The following is a 14,912-nucleotide window of genomic DNA, read 5'->3' as shown; positions in this document are numbered from 1 at the left end:
TCAAGATTCATTTCGCAAAACCCCTATCTGCGCGAGCAGGTAGGGGTTTTGTCTTTAAGTAGAGAGACTCAAGTTTCGCTGACACGTCTTAGGACGGTTCGGCACACAGAATTTCTTGACGAAAATAGAGCATTGGAACCACCTGATCCCATCCCGAACTCAGTAGTGAAACGATGCATCGCCGATGGTAGTGTGGGGTCTCCCCATGTGAGAGTAGGTCATCGTCAAGATTCAAATCCAAAGCCCCTGTCAGCGTTGCTGACAGGGGCTTTGTCTTTCTCGGCGGACTGCTTTGCTGCCACGCCCCGACCAAGACCACAGCCCAATAAAAAGGCCCGCTCCTGAATCCAGGAGCGGGCCTTTTGGCTTTCAGCCAGTGCGGTCAGAACTGATAGCTGACGGTAGCGCTGACGTTGCGTTCCTCACCCATGTAGCAATAGCTCAGGCTGGCACACGAAGCGATGTAGCTCTCATTGGTCAGGTTGTTGGCGTTCAGACGCAGATCCACACCCTTGAGGCCGACTTTACCCAGGTCATAACCGATAGAGGCGTCGAACAAGGTGTAGGAGGGCACCTTCATGCTGTTTTCAGCATCTACCCAGCTGTACCCCACATAGCGCATGCCGCCTCCCAGCCTAAGCCCATCCAGAGCGCCTTGGCGGAAGTCATAGTCGGCCCACAGCGAGAACATCTGCTTGGGCGCTTGCGTGGGCGAATTGCCCTTGTTGTCGACAGTTGCCGAAGCCAGGCTAGGCATCGACTTGGCGTACTCGATGTCGGTGAAGGTATAGCCACCCAGCAGCTTCAGGTTGTCGGTCACCTGCACATGCGCTTCGAGTTCCAGGCCTTGTGAGCGCACCTGACCAACTGCCCGGTAGAACTCCTCGTTGGGCTGCTTGGACGCGAGGTTTTCCTGTTCGATACGGAACACCGAGGCCGTGAACAGGTTATCGCTACCCGGCGGCTGATACTTGATCCCGGCTTCCCACTGAGTGCCCTCGGTCGGCGCCAGAGGCCGGCCGTTCTGGTCGGAGACGGTATTGGGGTTGAACGACTCGGAATAGCTCACATACGGCGCGATACCGTTCTCAAACAGGTAGAGCACGCCTGCGCGAGTGGTGAAGCTTGAGCGGTCGTCACTGACTCGGGTGTCGCTGTCACGGTTCTCTTCGGAAACCTTGACCCAGTCCTGGCGCAGCCCCAGCGAGAAGCGCCATTGGTCGAGCTCGACCAGATCCTGCAAGTACACACCGGTCTGCTGCAGGCGCCGCGTGTAGTTGTTTTCACCCAGGACCTGCAAGTTGCCGTTGCCGTACTGCGGATTGGCCGCATTCAGGCTGTCGACGCTGCCATAGCGCCAGGCTACGTCGGCTTTACGCCGCTGATAGTCGGTACCCAGCAGCACGGTGTGCTTGGCCGCCCCGGTAAAGAATTCCGCCTGCAGCATGTTGTCGATGATGAACGAATGCAGGCGCTCGTCGCCGCCGGTGTAGGCCCGGTTCATGATGTTGCTGTCGGTCGCGCCCCAGCCGGCGAAGTAGACCTGATCCATCGACACGTCGGAATCCTGGTAGCGGAAGTTCTGGCGCGCGGTGAACACATCGTTGAAGCGATGCTCCAGCTGATAACTGAACGACTGCTGGGTGCGTTCATAGTTATCGATGTCCGGCTCACCCTCGAAGAAGTGATCGGAAAGCCGCTGACCATTGCGCTGGTGCAGCACGCCAGAAGCAGGAAGGCCGCCGTGGTAGCCGCCGTTGGGGTCTTTCTGCAGGTAGGCCTGCAAGGTCAGCGAAGTATCCTCGCTGAAGTCGATGCTGATCGCCGGGGCAATGGCGTAGCGTTCTTCCTTGTTGTGGTCGAACTGGGTGTCAGCCGAGTCTGCAAGGCCGGTCAGGCGATAGGCAATGCGCTTGTCGTCATCCAACGGCCCGCTCAAGTCAAAGCCCATGCCGCGCTGGCCTTGGGTGCCGACGGTTGCCTGAACCTGATGGAAGGCCTCGAACGTCGGCTTCTTGGTGGTCAGCGCAACCAGGCCACCTGGCGAGCTGCGGCCGTAGAGAACCGAGGAGGGCCCTTTGAGGATATCGATACGCTCGAGGAAATAAGGATCGACCTGCATGGTGCTGTAGGTGCCGTTATCACCCATCGACTTCAAACCGTCGACATAGATGTTATCCACCGAGCCGTCGTTGAAGCCGCGCATGGCTACATAGTCGTAGCGGTGGGTGGCGCCATAGGGGTTGGTCAGTACGCCGGGCGTGTAGCGCATGGCCTGGGCAACCGTCTGCGAGCCCTGGTCGTCCATTTGCTGGCGGGTAACGACTGACACCGACTGGGTGGTCTCCAGGATAGGTGTACTGGTCTTGGTGGCGATCTGGCTGTGGGTGGCGTTGTAGCCCTCCATGCTACCCAGGGCGTTGCCGAGGGCGAAACCGCGCACATCAGTGTCAGGCAAGGCCAGCGCAGCGTCTGCGGCTTGCTCGCGCAGTACATAGCGGCTGCCATCGCTGCTGTCCGCTTGCAGACCCGTGCCGTTGAGCAACTGGCGCAGTGCCTGGTCGGTCGAGTACGCGCCTTGCAGGCCAGGTGACTGCAGCTCGGCAGTCAATTGCGGGGTGCTCGACAGGGTGATACCGGTCTGGCGAGCGAACTGATTGAGCACATCATCGAGGTTGCCGGCGGCGATGCTGTACTGCTGGGAGGCACTGGCGGTTTCTGCTGCCTGAGTCAGGGGCGCGACGGCGGCCATGCCCAATGCAGTGCCGAACAAGGCAGCGCGTATGGCTCTGCCAAGAAGGGCTGAATTCAAGACAGGTCGAAAATCATTCTCGTTGATGCGGTGTGGTGAACGCTGGCCGGGCATGAGGGATCCGTAGGCTGATAAAGGGCAGTTGAAGGTGCTTACTGTCCATGCCGGACGTGTCAGCGCTTCCCGCCAAAAAAACTTGTGTCAGGCCGCCCGCTCCAGCCGCACCCACCAGCGTGTGCGTTGATGCAGGCGCACCGGCAGCGTCTGCGGCAGTAGCTCGAGCAACGCATCGGTGTCTGCCAGGCGGTACACGCCGGACAAGCGCAGATCGGCCACGTCGTCGCTGCAAGTGAGGAACCCAGGCCGATAGCGGGCCACCTCGGCGACGAAGTCCGCCAGGCGCATGTTGCCCGTCACGATGAGGCCGTCAGCCCAGGCGGCCGCGTCCATGTCGGGCTGCTCGACCACGCGGAGCCCATGCGCGTCTATCGACCAGTGCTGGCCGCTGCCCAGCCAATGCAGAGCAGAAGGGCCAGGGCCTTGCAGCGCTACCTGGCCGACGCTGACACTCACCTGAGTACAATCGTCACGTTGACGCACCGTAAAGCGACCATTCACGCCTTCAAGCAAGGCGTCGCGCGTCTGCACCAGCAGCGGTCGGCCGTTGGCTTGAGCGTCGCTGCAGGTCAGCATCAGCTCGCCGTGGTTGAGGCGAATCAAGCGCTGGCGGGCATCAAAGGCGAGGTCTGCGGCGCTGCGGGTATTGAGTTGCAGCAGCGAGCCGTCAGGCAGGGTGACGCTGCGCCGTTCGCCAGTGCCGGTGCTGTAGTCGGAACGCCAGTCAGTCAGCAACTGCAGGTCCTTGCTCAACCAGCTCGCCGAGCCAATCAGCGCAGCTCCCCCCAGTAGTTTCAGTGCCTGGCGCCGATGCAGGCGGCGCTCGCTGGTTTCCAGTGTATGCAACGCCAGACCAGCGCCGGGGATGGCGCGCAGGTCAAGATCCTGGTGCAGGCTGAGCACTCGCTGCCAGGCGCGCTCATGTTCCGGGTGGGCCTCGCGCCATTGTTCACATTTGCGCTGCAAACGCTGATCCGGCCCGCTTTCGCGCAGCCGCAGCATCCACTGGATCGCTTGTTTGACGACGGTTGCCGAAGGCTGCGCAGTGCTCATCGATCTACTGCTCGTCTTCGTAGCGCAGTTGATAGCAGTGGTAGAGCGCATCGGCGATGTAACGCTCGACCGAGCGCAGCGAGATGCCCATCTGCTCGGCAATCGCCTTGTGGCTCAGGCCTTCGCACTGGGCCAGCAGAAACGCGCGGCGTACTTTCGGTTTGAGGCCATCGAGCATGCGCGCAATGCGCTCGAGCAACTCCAGCAGCAGTTCGCGAGTTTCTGCCGAAGGTGCCTGCGCTTCAGGCAAGTGCGACAGCGCCTCGCAGTAGGCGCGGGCCAGTTCTTCGCGGCGCCAATGGTCGATGACCAGGCCGCGGGCGACCGTGCGCAGAAAGGCTCGTGGGGTATTCAGCTGTAACTGGTCGCGGCGCTGGAGCAGGCGCACGAAGGTGTCTTGCGCCAGGTCAGCGGCATCGGCAGCATTACCCAGCTTGCTCCGGAGCCAATTGTGCAACCAGCCGTGGTGTTCGCTGTAGAGCGTGTGCACGGAGTCTTGAGAAGACATGAAAATACGCCGCCAGCACTGCTGCATGAATGATAATTAGTCTCATTGTTTGCGGTCAGCGCTGATTTTGCAACCGCAATGTCAACTGCTCTGCTGAGCATCCAGATAGCGGCGAATGGTCCGGGCGCCTTTATTCAAATGCTCGGCGAGGATCTCGACCGCGTCATCCACCCGCTTGTCACTGGCCGCATCGACCAACGCGCTGTGATCGTCCTGAGTGAGTTTGCCCAGGCCCATCGCAGACAGGTGAAAGCGCAGGAAGCGTTCTTCTTCATTGAGTTCGCTGTCGATCAAGCGCAGTAGTTTCTGATTGTGTGCCTTGCAGTACAGGCTCATGTGCAACAAACGATTGAGGCGGCCGATCTCGGCGTGCCCGGTCTGGTTTTCCAGTTGCTCGATGTAGCTGCGGGCAAGGGCGATATCGGTGGCCTCCAGCAGCGGAATCGACTGGCGCAGTGCCTCCGACTCAAGCAGCACGCGTAGCGCGTAGCTGTCGACGGCATCCTCACCGATCAGCGGAGCGACCACTGCCCCCTTGTGCATGACCACTTGCAGCAAACCCTGCGCTTCAAGTTGGCGCAGCGCCTCGCGCACCGGCATCCGGCTGACGCCGAACAGGGTCGCCAGCTCTTGCTGGCGCACAGCGGTGCCAGGAGGCAGGCGGCCGTCGATGATCGCGCTGCGCAAGCGCTCTTCAATGACACCGCGTGCCAGATGTGCCGGGATTTGCTCATTGCCAAGCACTGCAGACAACAGTTTGATTTTTTCAGCCACGGGGCGTCTGCCTCTACAACTGGCGGTATTGGATCCAATCAAGTTAGGAGCTTGCTGGAGGGGTGTCAAACCCGGGTGACAAAACAGTTTTGCCGCCCGTTTTACGGGAGGCGGCTATGGTGAAGGAAGTCCGTGCCGAGGGGAAGCCGGTGCGACATTCGGGCTGTTATCCAGCGCGCAGTGATTGCAAGGTGCCATTGTCTTTTCCCGCCACAGGCCGCACCATCGCGGCTCCCGATTGGTCTGCACAGGTCTTCGCAGTGGCGATACCCAGCGTGCTCAGTGTTGTCATGCGTCGGCTCGGCTTTGCTGCCTTGCTGGCTTGCATGCTGCTGGGCGGCTTGCATGCGGACTGGGACTTTGCTCAGATCAGCCAGCGGGCGCAGAAGCTCTACGGGCCACTGGGTGCCGGCAAGGAACGCATTGATGCCTGGCAGAACCTGCTGGCGACGCAAAAGCAGGGTAGTGAGCTGGAGCGCCTGCAGGTGGTCAACCGCTTCTTCAACCAGCAATTACGCTACACCGAGGATATCGACCTGTGGCATGAGGTCGATTACTGGGCTACCCCGATCCAGTCTCTGCTCAAAGGCGCTGGCGACTGCGAAGACTACGCCATTGCCAAGTACTTCAGCCTGCGGCGTATGGGCATTGCCAGTGACAAGCTGCGCATCACCTACGTCAAGGCATTACGCCAGAACCGTGCGCACATGGTCCTGACCTACTATGCCAATCCACAGGCGCAGCCGCTGGTACTGGATAGCCTGATGGATGCGATCAAGCCGGCCAGCCAGCGTACCGACCTGCTGCCGGTGTATTCCTTCAACGGTGAAGGGCTGTGGCTGACCGGCGCGGCGGGCAACAAGAAGGTCGGTGATACCAAGCGCCTGTCGCGCTGGCAGGATTTGCTGAAAAAAATGCAGGCCGAAGGCTTCCCGGCGGAGCCGGTCTACTGAAGGAGCACCGATGTCACTGTTCAAACAATTGCTGCTAGCCATTTGCTTGTTCCTCGTCGTTGCCTTCAGTGGCAGCTTCATGGTCAGCCTGGAAAGCTCTCGCAGCCAGTATGTGAACCAGCTGCGTTCCCATGCTCAGGATGCGGCGACCGCCCTGGCCTTGTCGCTGACGCCGAATATCGACGATCCGGCGATGGTCGAGCTGATGGTCAGTTCGATTTTCGACAGTGGCTATTACTCCAGCATTAAGGTTGTCGACCTGCAGTCCAATGCGGTGCTGGTCGAGCGTCATGCCGAGCCTGACCGCGGCGGTGTCCCCGCCTGGTTCATCGGCATGATCGGCCTGGAGCCTGCAGGAGGTGACGCGATCGTCAGCCGCGGCTGGCAGCAGGCGGCGCGAGTAGAGGTGATCAGCCACCCGATGTTTGCCCTGGCCAAGCTGTGGCAGAGCGCGCTGGGCAGCCTGGGCTGGCTGTTGCTGTGTGGTGCAGTGAGTGCAGTGCTTGGCGCGCTGTTGCTGCGCCGGCAGCTGCGCCCGCTGGATTACATGGTCGAGCAGTCGCATGCGATCGCTCGGCGCGAATTCCTCAGCCTGCCCGAGCTGCCGCGTACCCCCGAGCTGCGCCGGGTGGTGCAGGCGATGAACCAGATGGTCGAGAAGCTCAAGGCGCTGTTCACCGAGCAGGCCGAGCGCAGCGACAAGCTGCGGGCCGAGTCCTATCAGGACAGCCTGACCGGGCTGGCCAACCGGCGTTACTTCGAGATGCAACTGGCCGCCCGCGTCAGCAACATGGAAGAAGCCCGCGCCGGCTACCTGCTGTTGCTGCGGGTAATGGACCTGGCTGGCCTCAACGCACGCATGGGCGGCCAGCGCACCGACCAGCTGCTGCAGGCGGTGGGTGAGCAGTTACGCCGCACCTGTGCCAGCTTCCCGCAGACCAATGACCTGATCACCCGTAGCCGCGGCGGTGAGTTTGCCGTGCTGGCGCCGGGCATGGTCCACGAAGAAGCGATCCAGCTGGCCCAGGCGCTGGAAGCCACCTTGCATAGCCTGCACGAAACCGGCGCCAGTGATGTCGACCCGGTCGCCTGCATTGGCCTGGCGCCGTACAACCCGGGTGACGCGCCACAGGCCTTGCTGAAACTGGCCGACGAAGCGTTGGCCCGCGCCGAGAGCCAGCCGGCACCCGGTTGGGTGTGCCTGGAGCAGGGCGTCGCGGCGCAGGCTGCTGACAGTCAGCACGCCTGGCATGCGCGGCTGGATCAGGCCCTGAGCAACGGCCAGTTCGAGCTGTACTTCCAGCCCGTGGTTGCCAGCGAAGCGCCTGCGCAGATACTCCATTACAAAGTCATCTCACGGCTGCATGACGAGCAGGGCGAGGCGCTGGCGGCAGGGCGCTTCCTGCCGTGGCTGGAGCGTTTCGGTTGGGTGCCAAGGCTTGACCTGCTGGTGCTGGAGAAAGTCCTCAAGCACGTGCAAGGCCATCAGGAGTCACTGTCGCTAAGCCTGTCGGCTGCAACCCTGGCCGACCCGCAAACACTGCAGCGGGTGTTTGATCTGCTGGCCCAACACCGTGCGCTTGGGCCGCGCCTGACCTTCGAGCTGGCTGAAGAGCAATTGCCCGATCAGGCCGCCCTGGAGCAGCTGACCCGCCGCCTACATGCGCTGGGCTTTGGCCTGGCGCTGCAACGCTTCGGTGGCCGTTTCAGCATGATCGGCAACCTTGCCCATCTGGGCCTGGCCTACCTGAAGATCGACGGCAGCTATATCCGCAGCATCGACCGCGAGCAGCACAAGCGCCTGTTCATCGAGGCCATTCAGCGTGCAGCACACAGCATCGACCTGCCGCTGATTGCCGAGCGGGTCGAGACCGAGGGTGAGTTGCGGGTACTGCGCGAGATGGGCGTGCAGGGTATTCAGGGGCAGCTGGTGGGTGAACCTGCGCCCTGGCGTTGACTGACCGGGGCCGTTGCCGGCCCCTCAGATCAAGCCGCTGGTGTCGTCATCGTCGATCAGGCTGTTCAGGCTGCCCAGCGACTTGCGCGCTGTGGAGCGGTTGAGCAGCTTGGACTGCGCGCCCGCCGGCAGGTCGGTGATGCTGAGTACACCCTTGGCGGTCAGCACCTCGATCAGGTCTTCGAGCACACGGATCATGTCCAGGTCGCTCTGTTTGAGCTGCTTCAGGCTGTTTTCAACCTGATCGCCGGCAAACCATTCCTGGATCTCGGCGCTGTCGGCAGGAACCATCTCGTCGTACTGCTCGAACTCGGCGGCTTCCACCCGCAGCAACTGGCCATTCTCGTCGCGTTGCACGTAGAACATGACATCCCTCCGGTTATCCTGAATCCCTGCCCTGACTAGCCAGCATAGGCAACAAGGCCCACTTGAGCTAATTGCTCGCGTGGGCCTGCGTTGTTGCGGCTACCGATCAGCGCTCGCGCAACGCCTCTGCACGAGCTTTGACAATCGGTTTGAGCAGGTAGCTCATGATGGTTTTCTTGCCGGTCATGATGTCCACCGTAGCGACCATCCCCGGGATGATCAGCAGCGGCTTCTCGTCCGTACCCAAGTGGCTGCGATCGGTGCGCAGGCGGATCAGGTAGTAGGTGGTCTTCTTGTCTTCATCGGTGATGGTATCGGCACCGATCTGCTCCAGCTTGGCCTTGAGGCCGCCATACACGGTGTAGTCGTAGGCGGTGAACTTGACCGTGGCTTCCTGGCCGGGGTGGAGAAAGGCGATGTCCTTGGGCAGGATCTTTGCCTCGACTACCAAGGTATCGTCCAACGGCACGATCTCGACGATGTCGCTGCCCGGCTGGATCACGCCGCCGATGGTGTTGACCAGCAGCTGCTTGACGATGCCGCGCACCGGCGAGGTCACCAGGGTGCGGTTGACGCGGTCATCCAGGGCCTTGCTGGTCGCGGTAGCCTTGCTCAGCTCGGTGCGGGCCTCGTTCAGCTGAGTCAGCGCGTCGCTGCGGAATTTGCCGCGGGTCTCTTCGATCTTGCTTTGCACTTCTCTGATCGCCGCTTCAGCGCGCGGGATAGCCAGAGAGGTGGCGTCCAGTTGGCCGCGCACCTCGACTTCCGAACGGCGCAGGCGCAGCACCTCGACCTGAGACACCGCGCCCTGGGCTACCAGAGGCTCGGACATGCCGATTTCCTGACGCAGCAACTGCAGGCTGTTGGCGTACTGGGCGCGCTTGGAGGTGAACTCGCGCAGCTCTTGCTGGCGCTGCACCAGTTGCTGCTCGAGGCCACCGATTTCATCGCGCAATTGCTGGCGACGGCTCTGGAACAACGACTCTTCGTTGCTCGCCTGCTGCGGCGCAGCCTTGCGTAGAACGTCGTCGATCTCAAGCGCACGGCCTTCGATCTCGGCGTTCAAGCGCTCGACTCGCATGGCCATGGCCAGGCGGTCGGCTTCGGTCTCGCCGACGTTGGAGGCGAAGCGGGTCTCGTCCAGGCGCAGCAAGGGTTGGCCGATCTCGACGATCTGCCCTTCCTTGGCGAAGATCTCGGAAACGATACCGCCCTCAAGGTTCTGGATCTTCTGCAGCTTGGAAGACGGGATGGCCTTACCCTCACCGCGGGTTACTTCGTCGATGTGCGCAAAGCTGGCCCAGATGATCAGGAACAGGAAAAACGCGATCACCCCCCAGATGGTCATGCGCACCACCCGTGGCGCATCCTCGACCAGCGACTTGCGCACTTCGGGCAAAGGCGCGCCGGCCAGTGACTCCGAGCCCTTGAAGTAGCTGCGCAAGCTCTCTTTGAAGCCGTTTACATCCAACTTACGCGACACTGATCTGCCCCTTTTTCAGCGCATCCATGACCGAGGCTTTCGGGCCGTCGGCAACTACTTGTCCACGGTCGATCACGATCAGCCGGTCGACCAGCGACAGCAGCGAGGCGCGGTGGGTGACCAGAACAACGGTCTTGTGTTCGACAAACGCCTGCAAGCGCTGCTTGAGGCGCTCCTCGCCAGTGTTGTCCATGGCGCTGGTAGGCTCGTCGAGCAGCAGGATCTGCGGGTTGAGCAGCAATGCTCGGCCCAGCGTGACGTTCTGCCGCTGGCCGCCGGACAGGTTCTGCCCGCGCTCGCCAACCTGCAACTCGTAACCATCCGGGTGCAGCCTGGCGAATTCGTGCACCCCGGACAGCTCGGCCGCCTGCAGGATCAATTCGTCCTCGACATAGCGCGCACCGCTGACCAGGTTGTCGCGCAAGGTGCCGGCCAGCAGCTGGATATCCTGCGGCACGTAACCGATGTTGTGGCGCAGCTCGCTGACGTCGATCTGGCGAATGTCTACGCCATCGACCAGCAGCGAGCCGTTGTCTGCCTCGTACAGGCCGACGATCAGCTTGGCCAGCGAGCTCTTGCCCGAGCCGCTGCGGCCAATGATGCCGATTTTCTCGCCCGGGCGGATGTTCAGGTTGATGCCCTTGAGCGCCTGGTTCTGCTGGTTCGGGTAGGTGAAGTCGACCCCGCGGAACTCGATCGAGCCCTGCAGGACCTGGCGGCTCAGCGGGCGTTCTTCGAAATTGCGCTCCTGCGGCAGGTCCATCATCTGGTCGGTGGCGACCATGGTTACCCTGGCCTGTTGATAACGTGCCAGCAAGCCGTTGAGCTGGCCCAGCGGGCCCAGTGCGCGGCCGCTGAGCATGTAGCAGGCGACCAGGCCGCCCATGCTCAGGTTGCCATCGATGATCTGATAGACGCCGAAGCAGATCAGCGCCACGCCTGCCAGTTGCTGGATCAGCATGGTGATGTTCATCGCCAGGCCCGACAGCACTTTTACCCGCAGTTCGAGGCGGCTGAGGGTGCCCAGGGTCTGCTCCCACATGTACTGGCGCTCGCTCTCGGCATTGTTGACCTTGACTGCATCAAGGCCGGCGAGGGTTTCGATCAGGCTCGACTGGCGCTCGGAGGCCAGCGCCATGGTCCGCTCCATGGTCGACATCAGCGGCTTTTGCAGCGCATAGCCGATGCCCAATGCCAGCGGGAAGGCAATGATCGGGATCCACACCAGATGGCCGCCGAGCATGGCGATGACGATCAGGATCAGAATGGTGAACGGCAAGTCGATCAGGCTGGTGAGCGTCAGCGAGGCGAGGAAGTCACGCAGGCTCTGAAACTCGTGGATGTTCTGGGCGAAGCTGCCCACCCGTGCCGGGCGATGCTTCATCGACATGCCAACGATGCGCTCGAACAGCGTGGCCGACACGATCAAGTCGGTTTTCTTGCCGGCCAGGTCCAGGCACAGGCTGCGCAGCAACTTGAGCACCAGGTCGAACACGTAGGCACCGGCAATGCCGATGGCCAGCACCCACAAGGTCGAGGTGGCCTGGTTGGGCACGACTCGGTCGTAGACGTTCATCACGAACAACGGTGCAGCCAGGGCGATGATGTTGATCACCAGGCTGGCGGCGATCGCATCGATGTACAGCCACTTGCTGCGCAGAAGGGTGTCGCGAAACCACGATTGGGTACGCGGGATCAGGTTGCCGTGGGTAACGTCGAATTTGTGCTGTGGCTGGGCAAAGAAGACTTTGCCACTGTAGTCACCCAGCAGCGCCTCGCGGCTGACCAGGACTTCGCCACCGTCGCTCTCGCTGAGCAGCAGGCGCGCGGTGTCGTCGTTTTCCCAACCCAGCAGCACCGCACTGCGGCCCTCGTTGAGCAGCAGCATGGCGGGCATGGCGATGGCCGGGATCTGCTCCAGCTTGCGTTGCAGCAGGCGCCCCTGCAGGCCGGCTCGGGCGGCGGCACGGGGCAGCAGCTCGGCGTTCAGGCGCTGGGAAGGCAAGGGCAGGCCGGTGGTCAACATGGCCCGGCTGGCCGGCTTCTGGTGCAGGACACACAGGGTCAGCAGGCTGTCCAATAAAGGATCGTCATGCTGGCTGCGTGGATCGTGACTGAGTTGGACTCGACTGACTTCGGATTCCACGCGGCGCTCTCTTCAGACCTTGCGGTGTTTGGGACGATGCCCACCCTGGCTCTCGGCCGGGCGGTGCACATGCGGTTTGATGTCATTTTGCACTGATGGCCATGGGCGCGACCACCCCGCGATAAGGCACGGCAGGCTGATGACTACAGCGCCGGCCAGTGTACAGCTTGATAGCAATCGGATTGCCATCGGTTTACCAGACCAGCCAATTGAGTGTTTATCGGCTGAATACTTGGAATCTTCATCAATTGGGCTGCCTGGCCCGGGTTTTTTCGGGCCATTTCGCGGTCAGCTTGGCATGCGCAATGCTTACAATCCAGCGCCGCCTTATAGCAGTCAAAACAACGGCACGTTTTTTATTTTTTGTTGTCTGCAAACCTTGTTCCAAATCATCGGGCAGGTCGCTTTTGACTGCTATGTCAGATGGCGCAAGGCATCGGAATACGTGGGCTAAGCGGTTTTTTTACGGGAGGCCACTGGCAGCTGACGGGTGGTGAAAATATCAATGTGACATTACCCGTGTGATTGTTTAGGATGACGCTGTTTAGGTCAATACTTTGGCATATACCTAATAGCTAAAAGTAATAGACATATATTTGACGTCAAAAAGTTATATTAAAAGTTACTTTGCATTAGCAGCAATTTCCGCCTGCTAGGCATGAAGCCAACAGATTGGCTAGATCCGGAGAGTCCAATGAGCAGTGTTGTTGCCATCGTCAAAAGCATTGTTGGCCAGGTCATCGCAGTATCCCCAGAAGGCTTTCGTCGCGTTCTGATCGAAGGCGACCGCTTGATGGCGGGCGAGCAGGTGTTGACCGGGCCAGGTGGCGCGGTGACCCTGGAACTGGCCGATGGCCGCATGCTCGACCTGGGCCGCGACTCGCAGTGGAGTGCGGACGCTCCGGACAGCAGTACCGATCTGAGTCAGGCCACCGCACAGGCAGCGCCCTCGGTCGAAGAACTGCAACAGGCAATCGCCGCTGGTCTCGACCCCACCACCGAGCTCGAAGCGACGGCGGCGGGCCCGACCGCAGCCGGTAATGGTGGTGCAGCCGGCGGTGGTCATTCCTTTGTAATGCTTGAGGAAGTCGCTGGCGCGGTCGATCCAACCATCGGCTTCCCGACTGGCCCGATCGGCTTCCAGACTCTTGCGGCTGACCTTGAGCCAGGTGCTGTCGATACCAATGTCAACGACGGCACGCCGACTGACCCGACTGTAGCTCCGCCGGTCACCCCGCCGACTGATCCGACTGTAACTCCACCGGTCACCCCGCCGACTGATCCGACTGTAACTCCGCCGGTCACCCCGCCGACTGATCCGACTGTAACTCCACCGGTCACCCCGCCGACCGATCCGACTGTAACTCCGCCGGTCGCCACCGGGGTGACATTGACGGCTACCCCATCGATCACCGAAGCGGGCGGGGTCATTGTCTACACTGCGACCGTTGGCCAACCACCGCTGACTGACCTGACCATCACACTCTCCAATGGCCAGGTCATTGTCATAACCGCTGGCCAGACCACCGGCACGGTGAATGTCGATATTCCGCCCAATGACACGCCTTACATTGATGGCAGTGAGATTTCTGTAGTCATTACCGGCACCACCGGTGGTGGTGGTTTGGTCGTGACGCCGAATCCAACCCCAGCGGTCACCCAGATCGTCGACACTATCGACACCACGACAGTATCGGTAACCGGCCAGCCTGCGAAAGAAGGCGACCCTAGCCTTACCTTCGAATTCCAGTTGAGCAATCCTCCCCAGGCTGGTAGCCCGACCACCTTGACCGTGAACGTGGGTGGCACCAACTACACCGTTACCGTTGATGCCACCGGTAAAGGCACGCTGGTGATCCCGAATACCAACGGCAGCGATGTCTACATCGATCCGTCTTCGGTTACCGCAACCGTGACCGGCGTAAATGGTGGCAACTTCGAAGCAGTTGACCTGAATGGCGCGACCACCACCGTCACTGTCGAAGACACCATCGACACCACGACTGTTGCCGTGACCGCGCTGCCAGCAAAGGAAGGCGATACCAACCTCACCTTCAATTTCCAGCTGAGCAACCCGCCGCAAGCCGGCAGCACCACGACTCTGACCGTTAACGTTGGTGGCACTAACTACACCGTTGATATCGATGCGTCCGGCAAGGGTACTCTGCTGGTTCCGAATACCAACGTTGAAGACGTCTACAAAGATGGCAGCGAAGTAACTGCCACCGTCACGGGCGTCACCGGTGGTAATTTCGAATCGGTTGACCTGACTGGCGCTACCACCACCGTTGTTGTCGAAGACACCATCGATACCACCACTGTTGCTGTGACTGCCGAGCCTGCGAAGGAGGGTGACGCAAAACTTACCTTCAACTTCCAGCTGAGCAACCCGCCTCAGGCTGGCAGCAGCACCACCCTGACCGTGAACGTCGGTGGGACTAACTACACCGTCGATATCGACGCTTCCGGCAAAGGTACGCTGCTGGTTCCGAACACCAATGGCGACGACGTCTACAAAGACGGCAGTGAAGTCACTGCGACCGTGACTGCCGTCAACGGCGGTAACTTCGAAGCGGTCGATCTGACCGGCGCGACCACTACTGTTGCTGTCGAAGACACCATCGATACCACCACTGTTGCTGTGACTGCCGAGCCTGCGAAGGAAGGTGATGCAAACCTTACCTTCAACTTCCAGCTGAGCAACCCGCCGCAGGCTGGTAGCACCACCACCCTGACCGTGAACGTCGGTGGCACTAACTACACCGTTGATATCGACGCTTCCGGCAAAGGTACGCTGCTGGTT

General features: G+C 61.1%; 11 protein-coding genes and 1 rRNA gene. 5 read left to right on the top strand and 7 right to left on the bottom strand.

The window, feature by feature from the left end:
* Positions 1-114 precede the first annotated feature (114 nt).
* Positions 115-230 (top strand): 5S ribosomal RNA (gene rrf / locus ACQZ2L_RS24905).
* A 152-nt stretch (positions 231-382) separates the two neighbouring features.
* Here rrf and ACQZ2L_RS24900 read toward each other — a convergent pair.
* The 4 genes from ACQZ2L_RS24900 to ACQZ2L_RS24885 all read right to left on the bottom strand — a co-directional run bounded on the left by ACQZ2L_RS24900 (position 383) and on the right by ACQZ2L_RS24885 (position 5,204).
* Complete coding sequence (locus tag ACQZ2L_RS24900; protein WP_430328289.1) at positions 383-2,752, bottom strand: TonB-dependent siderophore receptor; 2,370 nt, start codon at positions 2,750-2,752, stop codon at positions 383-385.
* A gap of 201 nt (positions 2,753-2,953) precedes the next feature.
* Complete coding sequence (locus tag ACQZ2L_RS24895) at positions 2,954-3,922, bottom strand: FecR domain-containing protein (protein ID WP_430328287.1); 969 nt, start codon at positions 3,920-3,922, stop codon at positions 2,954-2,956.
* 4 nt (positions 3,923-3,926) lie between these two features.
* Positions 3,927-4,430 (bottom strand): sigma-70 family RNA polymerase sigma factor, encoded by a 504-nt coding sequence (locus ACQZ2L_RS24890; protein WP_430328286.1) that lies wholly within the window; start codon positions 4,428-4,430, stop codon positions 3,927-3,929.
* 81 nt (positions 4,431-4,511) lie between these two features.
* Positions 4,512-5,204, bottom strand: coding sequence for a GntR family transcriptional regulator (locus ACQZ2L_RS24885; RefSeq protein WP_430328285.1), 693 nt, complete (start codon positions 5,202-5,204; stop codon positions 4,512-4,514).
* Positions 5,205-5,395: 191 nt separating this feature from the next.
* Between ACQZ2L_RS24885 and lapG the strand changes: the two genes are divergently transcribed.
* On the top strand, positions 5,396-6,157 hold the full coding sequence (gene lapG, locus ACQZ2L_RS24880) for a cysteine protease LapG (protein WP_430328288.1): 762 nt from the start codon (positions 5,396-5,398) through the stop codon (positions 6,155-6,157).
* 10 nt (positions 6,158-6,167) lie between these two features.
* Positions 6,168-8,114: a cyclic di-GMP receptor LapD gene (gene lapD / locus ACQZ2L_RS24875; RefSeq protein ID WP_430328284.1), complete on the top strand. Its 1,947-nt coding sequence runs from the start codon at positions 6,168-6,170 to the stop codon at positions 8,112-8,114.
* A 24-nt stretch (positions 8,115-8,138) separates the two neighbouring features.
* On the opposite strand, the gene ACQZ2L_RS24870 is transcribed toward lapD, so the two are convergent.
* The 3 genes from ACQZ2L_RS24870 to ACQZ2L_RS24860 all read right to left on the bottom strand — a co-directional run bounded on the left by ACQZ2L_RS24870 (position 8,139) and on the right by ACQZ2L_RS24860 (position 12,109).
* Entirely contained in the window at positions 8,139-8,480 is a 342-nt protein-coding gene (locus tag ACQZ2L_RS24870) for a tryptophan synthase subunit beta (RefSeq protein ID WP_430328283.1), read from the bottom strand.
* A gap of 106 nt (positions 8,481-8,586) precedes the next feature.
* Positions 8,587-9,963, bottom strand: a complete 1,377-nt coding sequence (locus ACQZ2L_RS24865) for an HlyD family type I secretion periplasmic adaptor subunit (protein ID WP_430328282.1) — start codon at positions 9,961-9,963, stop codon at positions 8,587-8,589.
* Positions 9,953-12,109 carry a type I secretion system permease/ATPase gene (locus ACQZ2L_RS24860; RefSeq protein ID WP_430328281.1) on the bottom strand — a complete coding sequence of 719 codons (2,157 nt, stop codon included), beginning with the start codon at positions 12,107-12,109 and terminating at the stop codon, positions 9,953-9,955. The genes ACQZ2L_RS24865 and ACQZ2L_RS24860 overlap by 11 nt, the downstream gene beginning before the upstream one ends.
* Before the next feature lie 139 nt (positions 12,110-12,248).
* On the opposite strand from ACQZ2L_RS24860, the gene ACQZ2L_RS24855 reads away from it, so the two are divergent.
* Together ACQZ2L_RS24855 and ACQZ2L_RS24850 are read left to right on the top strand one after the other, a co-directional pair.
* The gene (locus tag ACQZ2L_RS24855) at positions 12,249-12,563 is read left to right on the top strand and encodes a hypothetical protein (RefSeq protein ID WP_430328280.1); all 315 of its coding nucleotides are present in this window, start codon (positions 12,249-12,251) and stop codon (positions 12,561-12,563) included.
* A gap of 240 nt (positions 12,564-12,803) precedes the next feature.
* A partial coding sequence (locus tag ACQZ2L_RS24850) for a retention module-containing protein (RefSeq protein ID WP_430328279.1) occupies positions 12,804-14,912 on the top strand: 2,109 nt, incomplete at its 3' end.

This window comes from Pseudomonas shirazensis (assembly GCF_050496565.1).
Taxonomy (GTDB): Bacteria; Pseudomonadota; Gammaproteobacteria; order Pseudomonadales; family Pseudomonadaceae; genus Aquipseudomonas; species Aquipseudomonas shirazensis_A.
The sequence above is the reverse complement of the archived record's forward strand: the minus strand, read 5'-3'. Positions and strand labels throughout refer to the sequence as shown.

Bases quoted from the DNA above. Each gene is read 5' to 3' on its own strand.
- ACQZ2L_RS24900 (WP_430328289.1), bottom strand. From the start codon at position 2,752: ATGGCCGCCGTCGCGCCCCTGACTCAGGCAGCAGAAACCGCCAGTGCC.
- ACQZ2L_RS24895 (WP_430328287.1), bottom strand. From the start codon at position 3,922: ATGAGCACTGCGCAGCCTTCGGCAACCGTCGTCAAACAAGCGATCCAG.
- ACQZ2L_RS24890 (WP_430328286.1), bottom strand. From the start codon at position 4,430: ATGTCTTCTCAAGACTCCGTGCACACGCTCTACAGCGAACACCACGGC.
- lapD (WP_430328284.1), top strand. From the start codon at position 6,168: ATGTCACTGTTCAAACAATTGCTGCTAGCCATTTGCTTGTTCCTCGTC.
- ACQZ2L_RS24870 (WP_430328283.1), bottom strand. From the start codon at position 8,480: ATGTTCTACGTGCAACGCGACGAGAATGGCCAGTTGCTGCGGGTGGAA.
- ACQZ2L_RS24855 (WP_430328280.1), top strand. From the start codon at position 12,249: ATGACTACAGCGCCGGCCAGTGTACAGCTTGATAGCAATCGGATTGCC.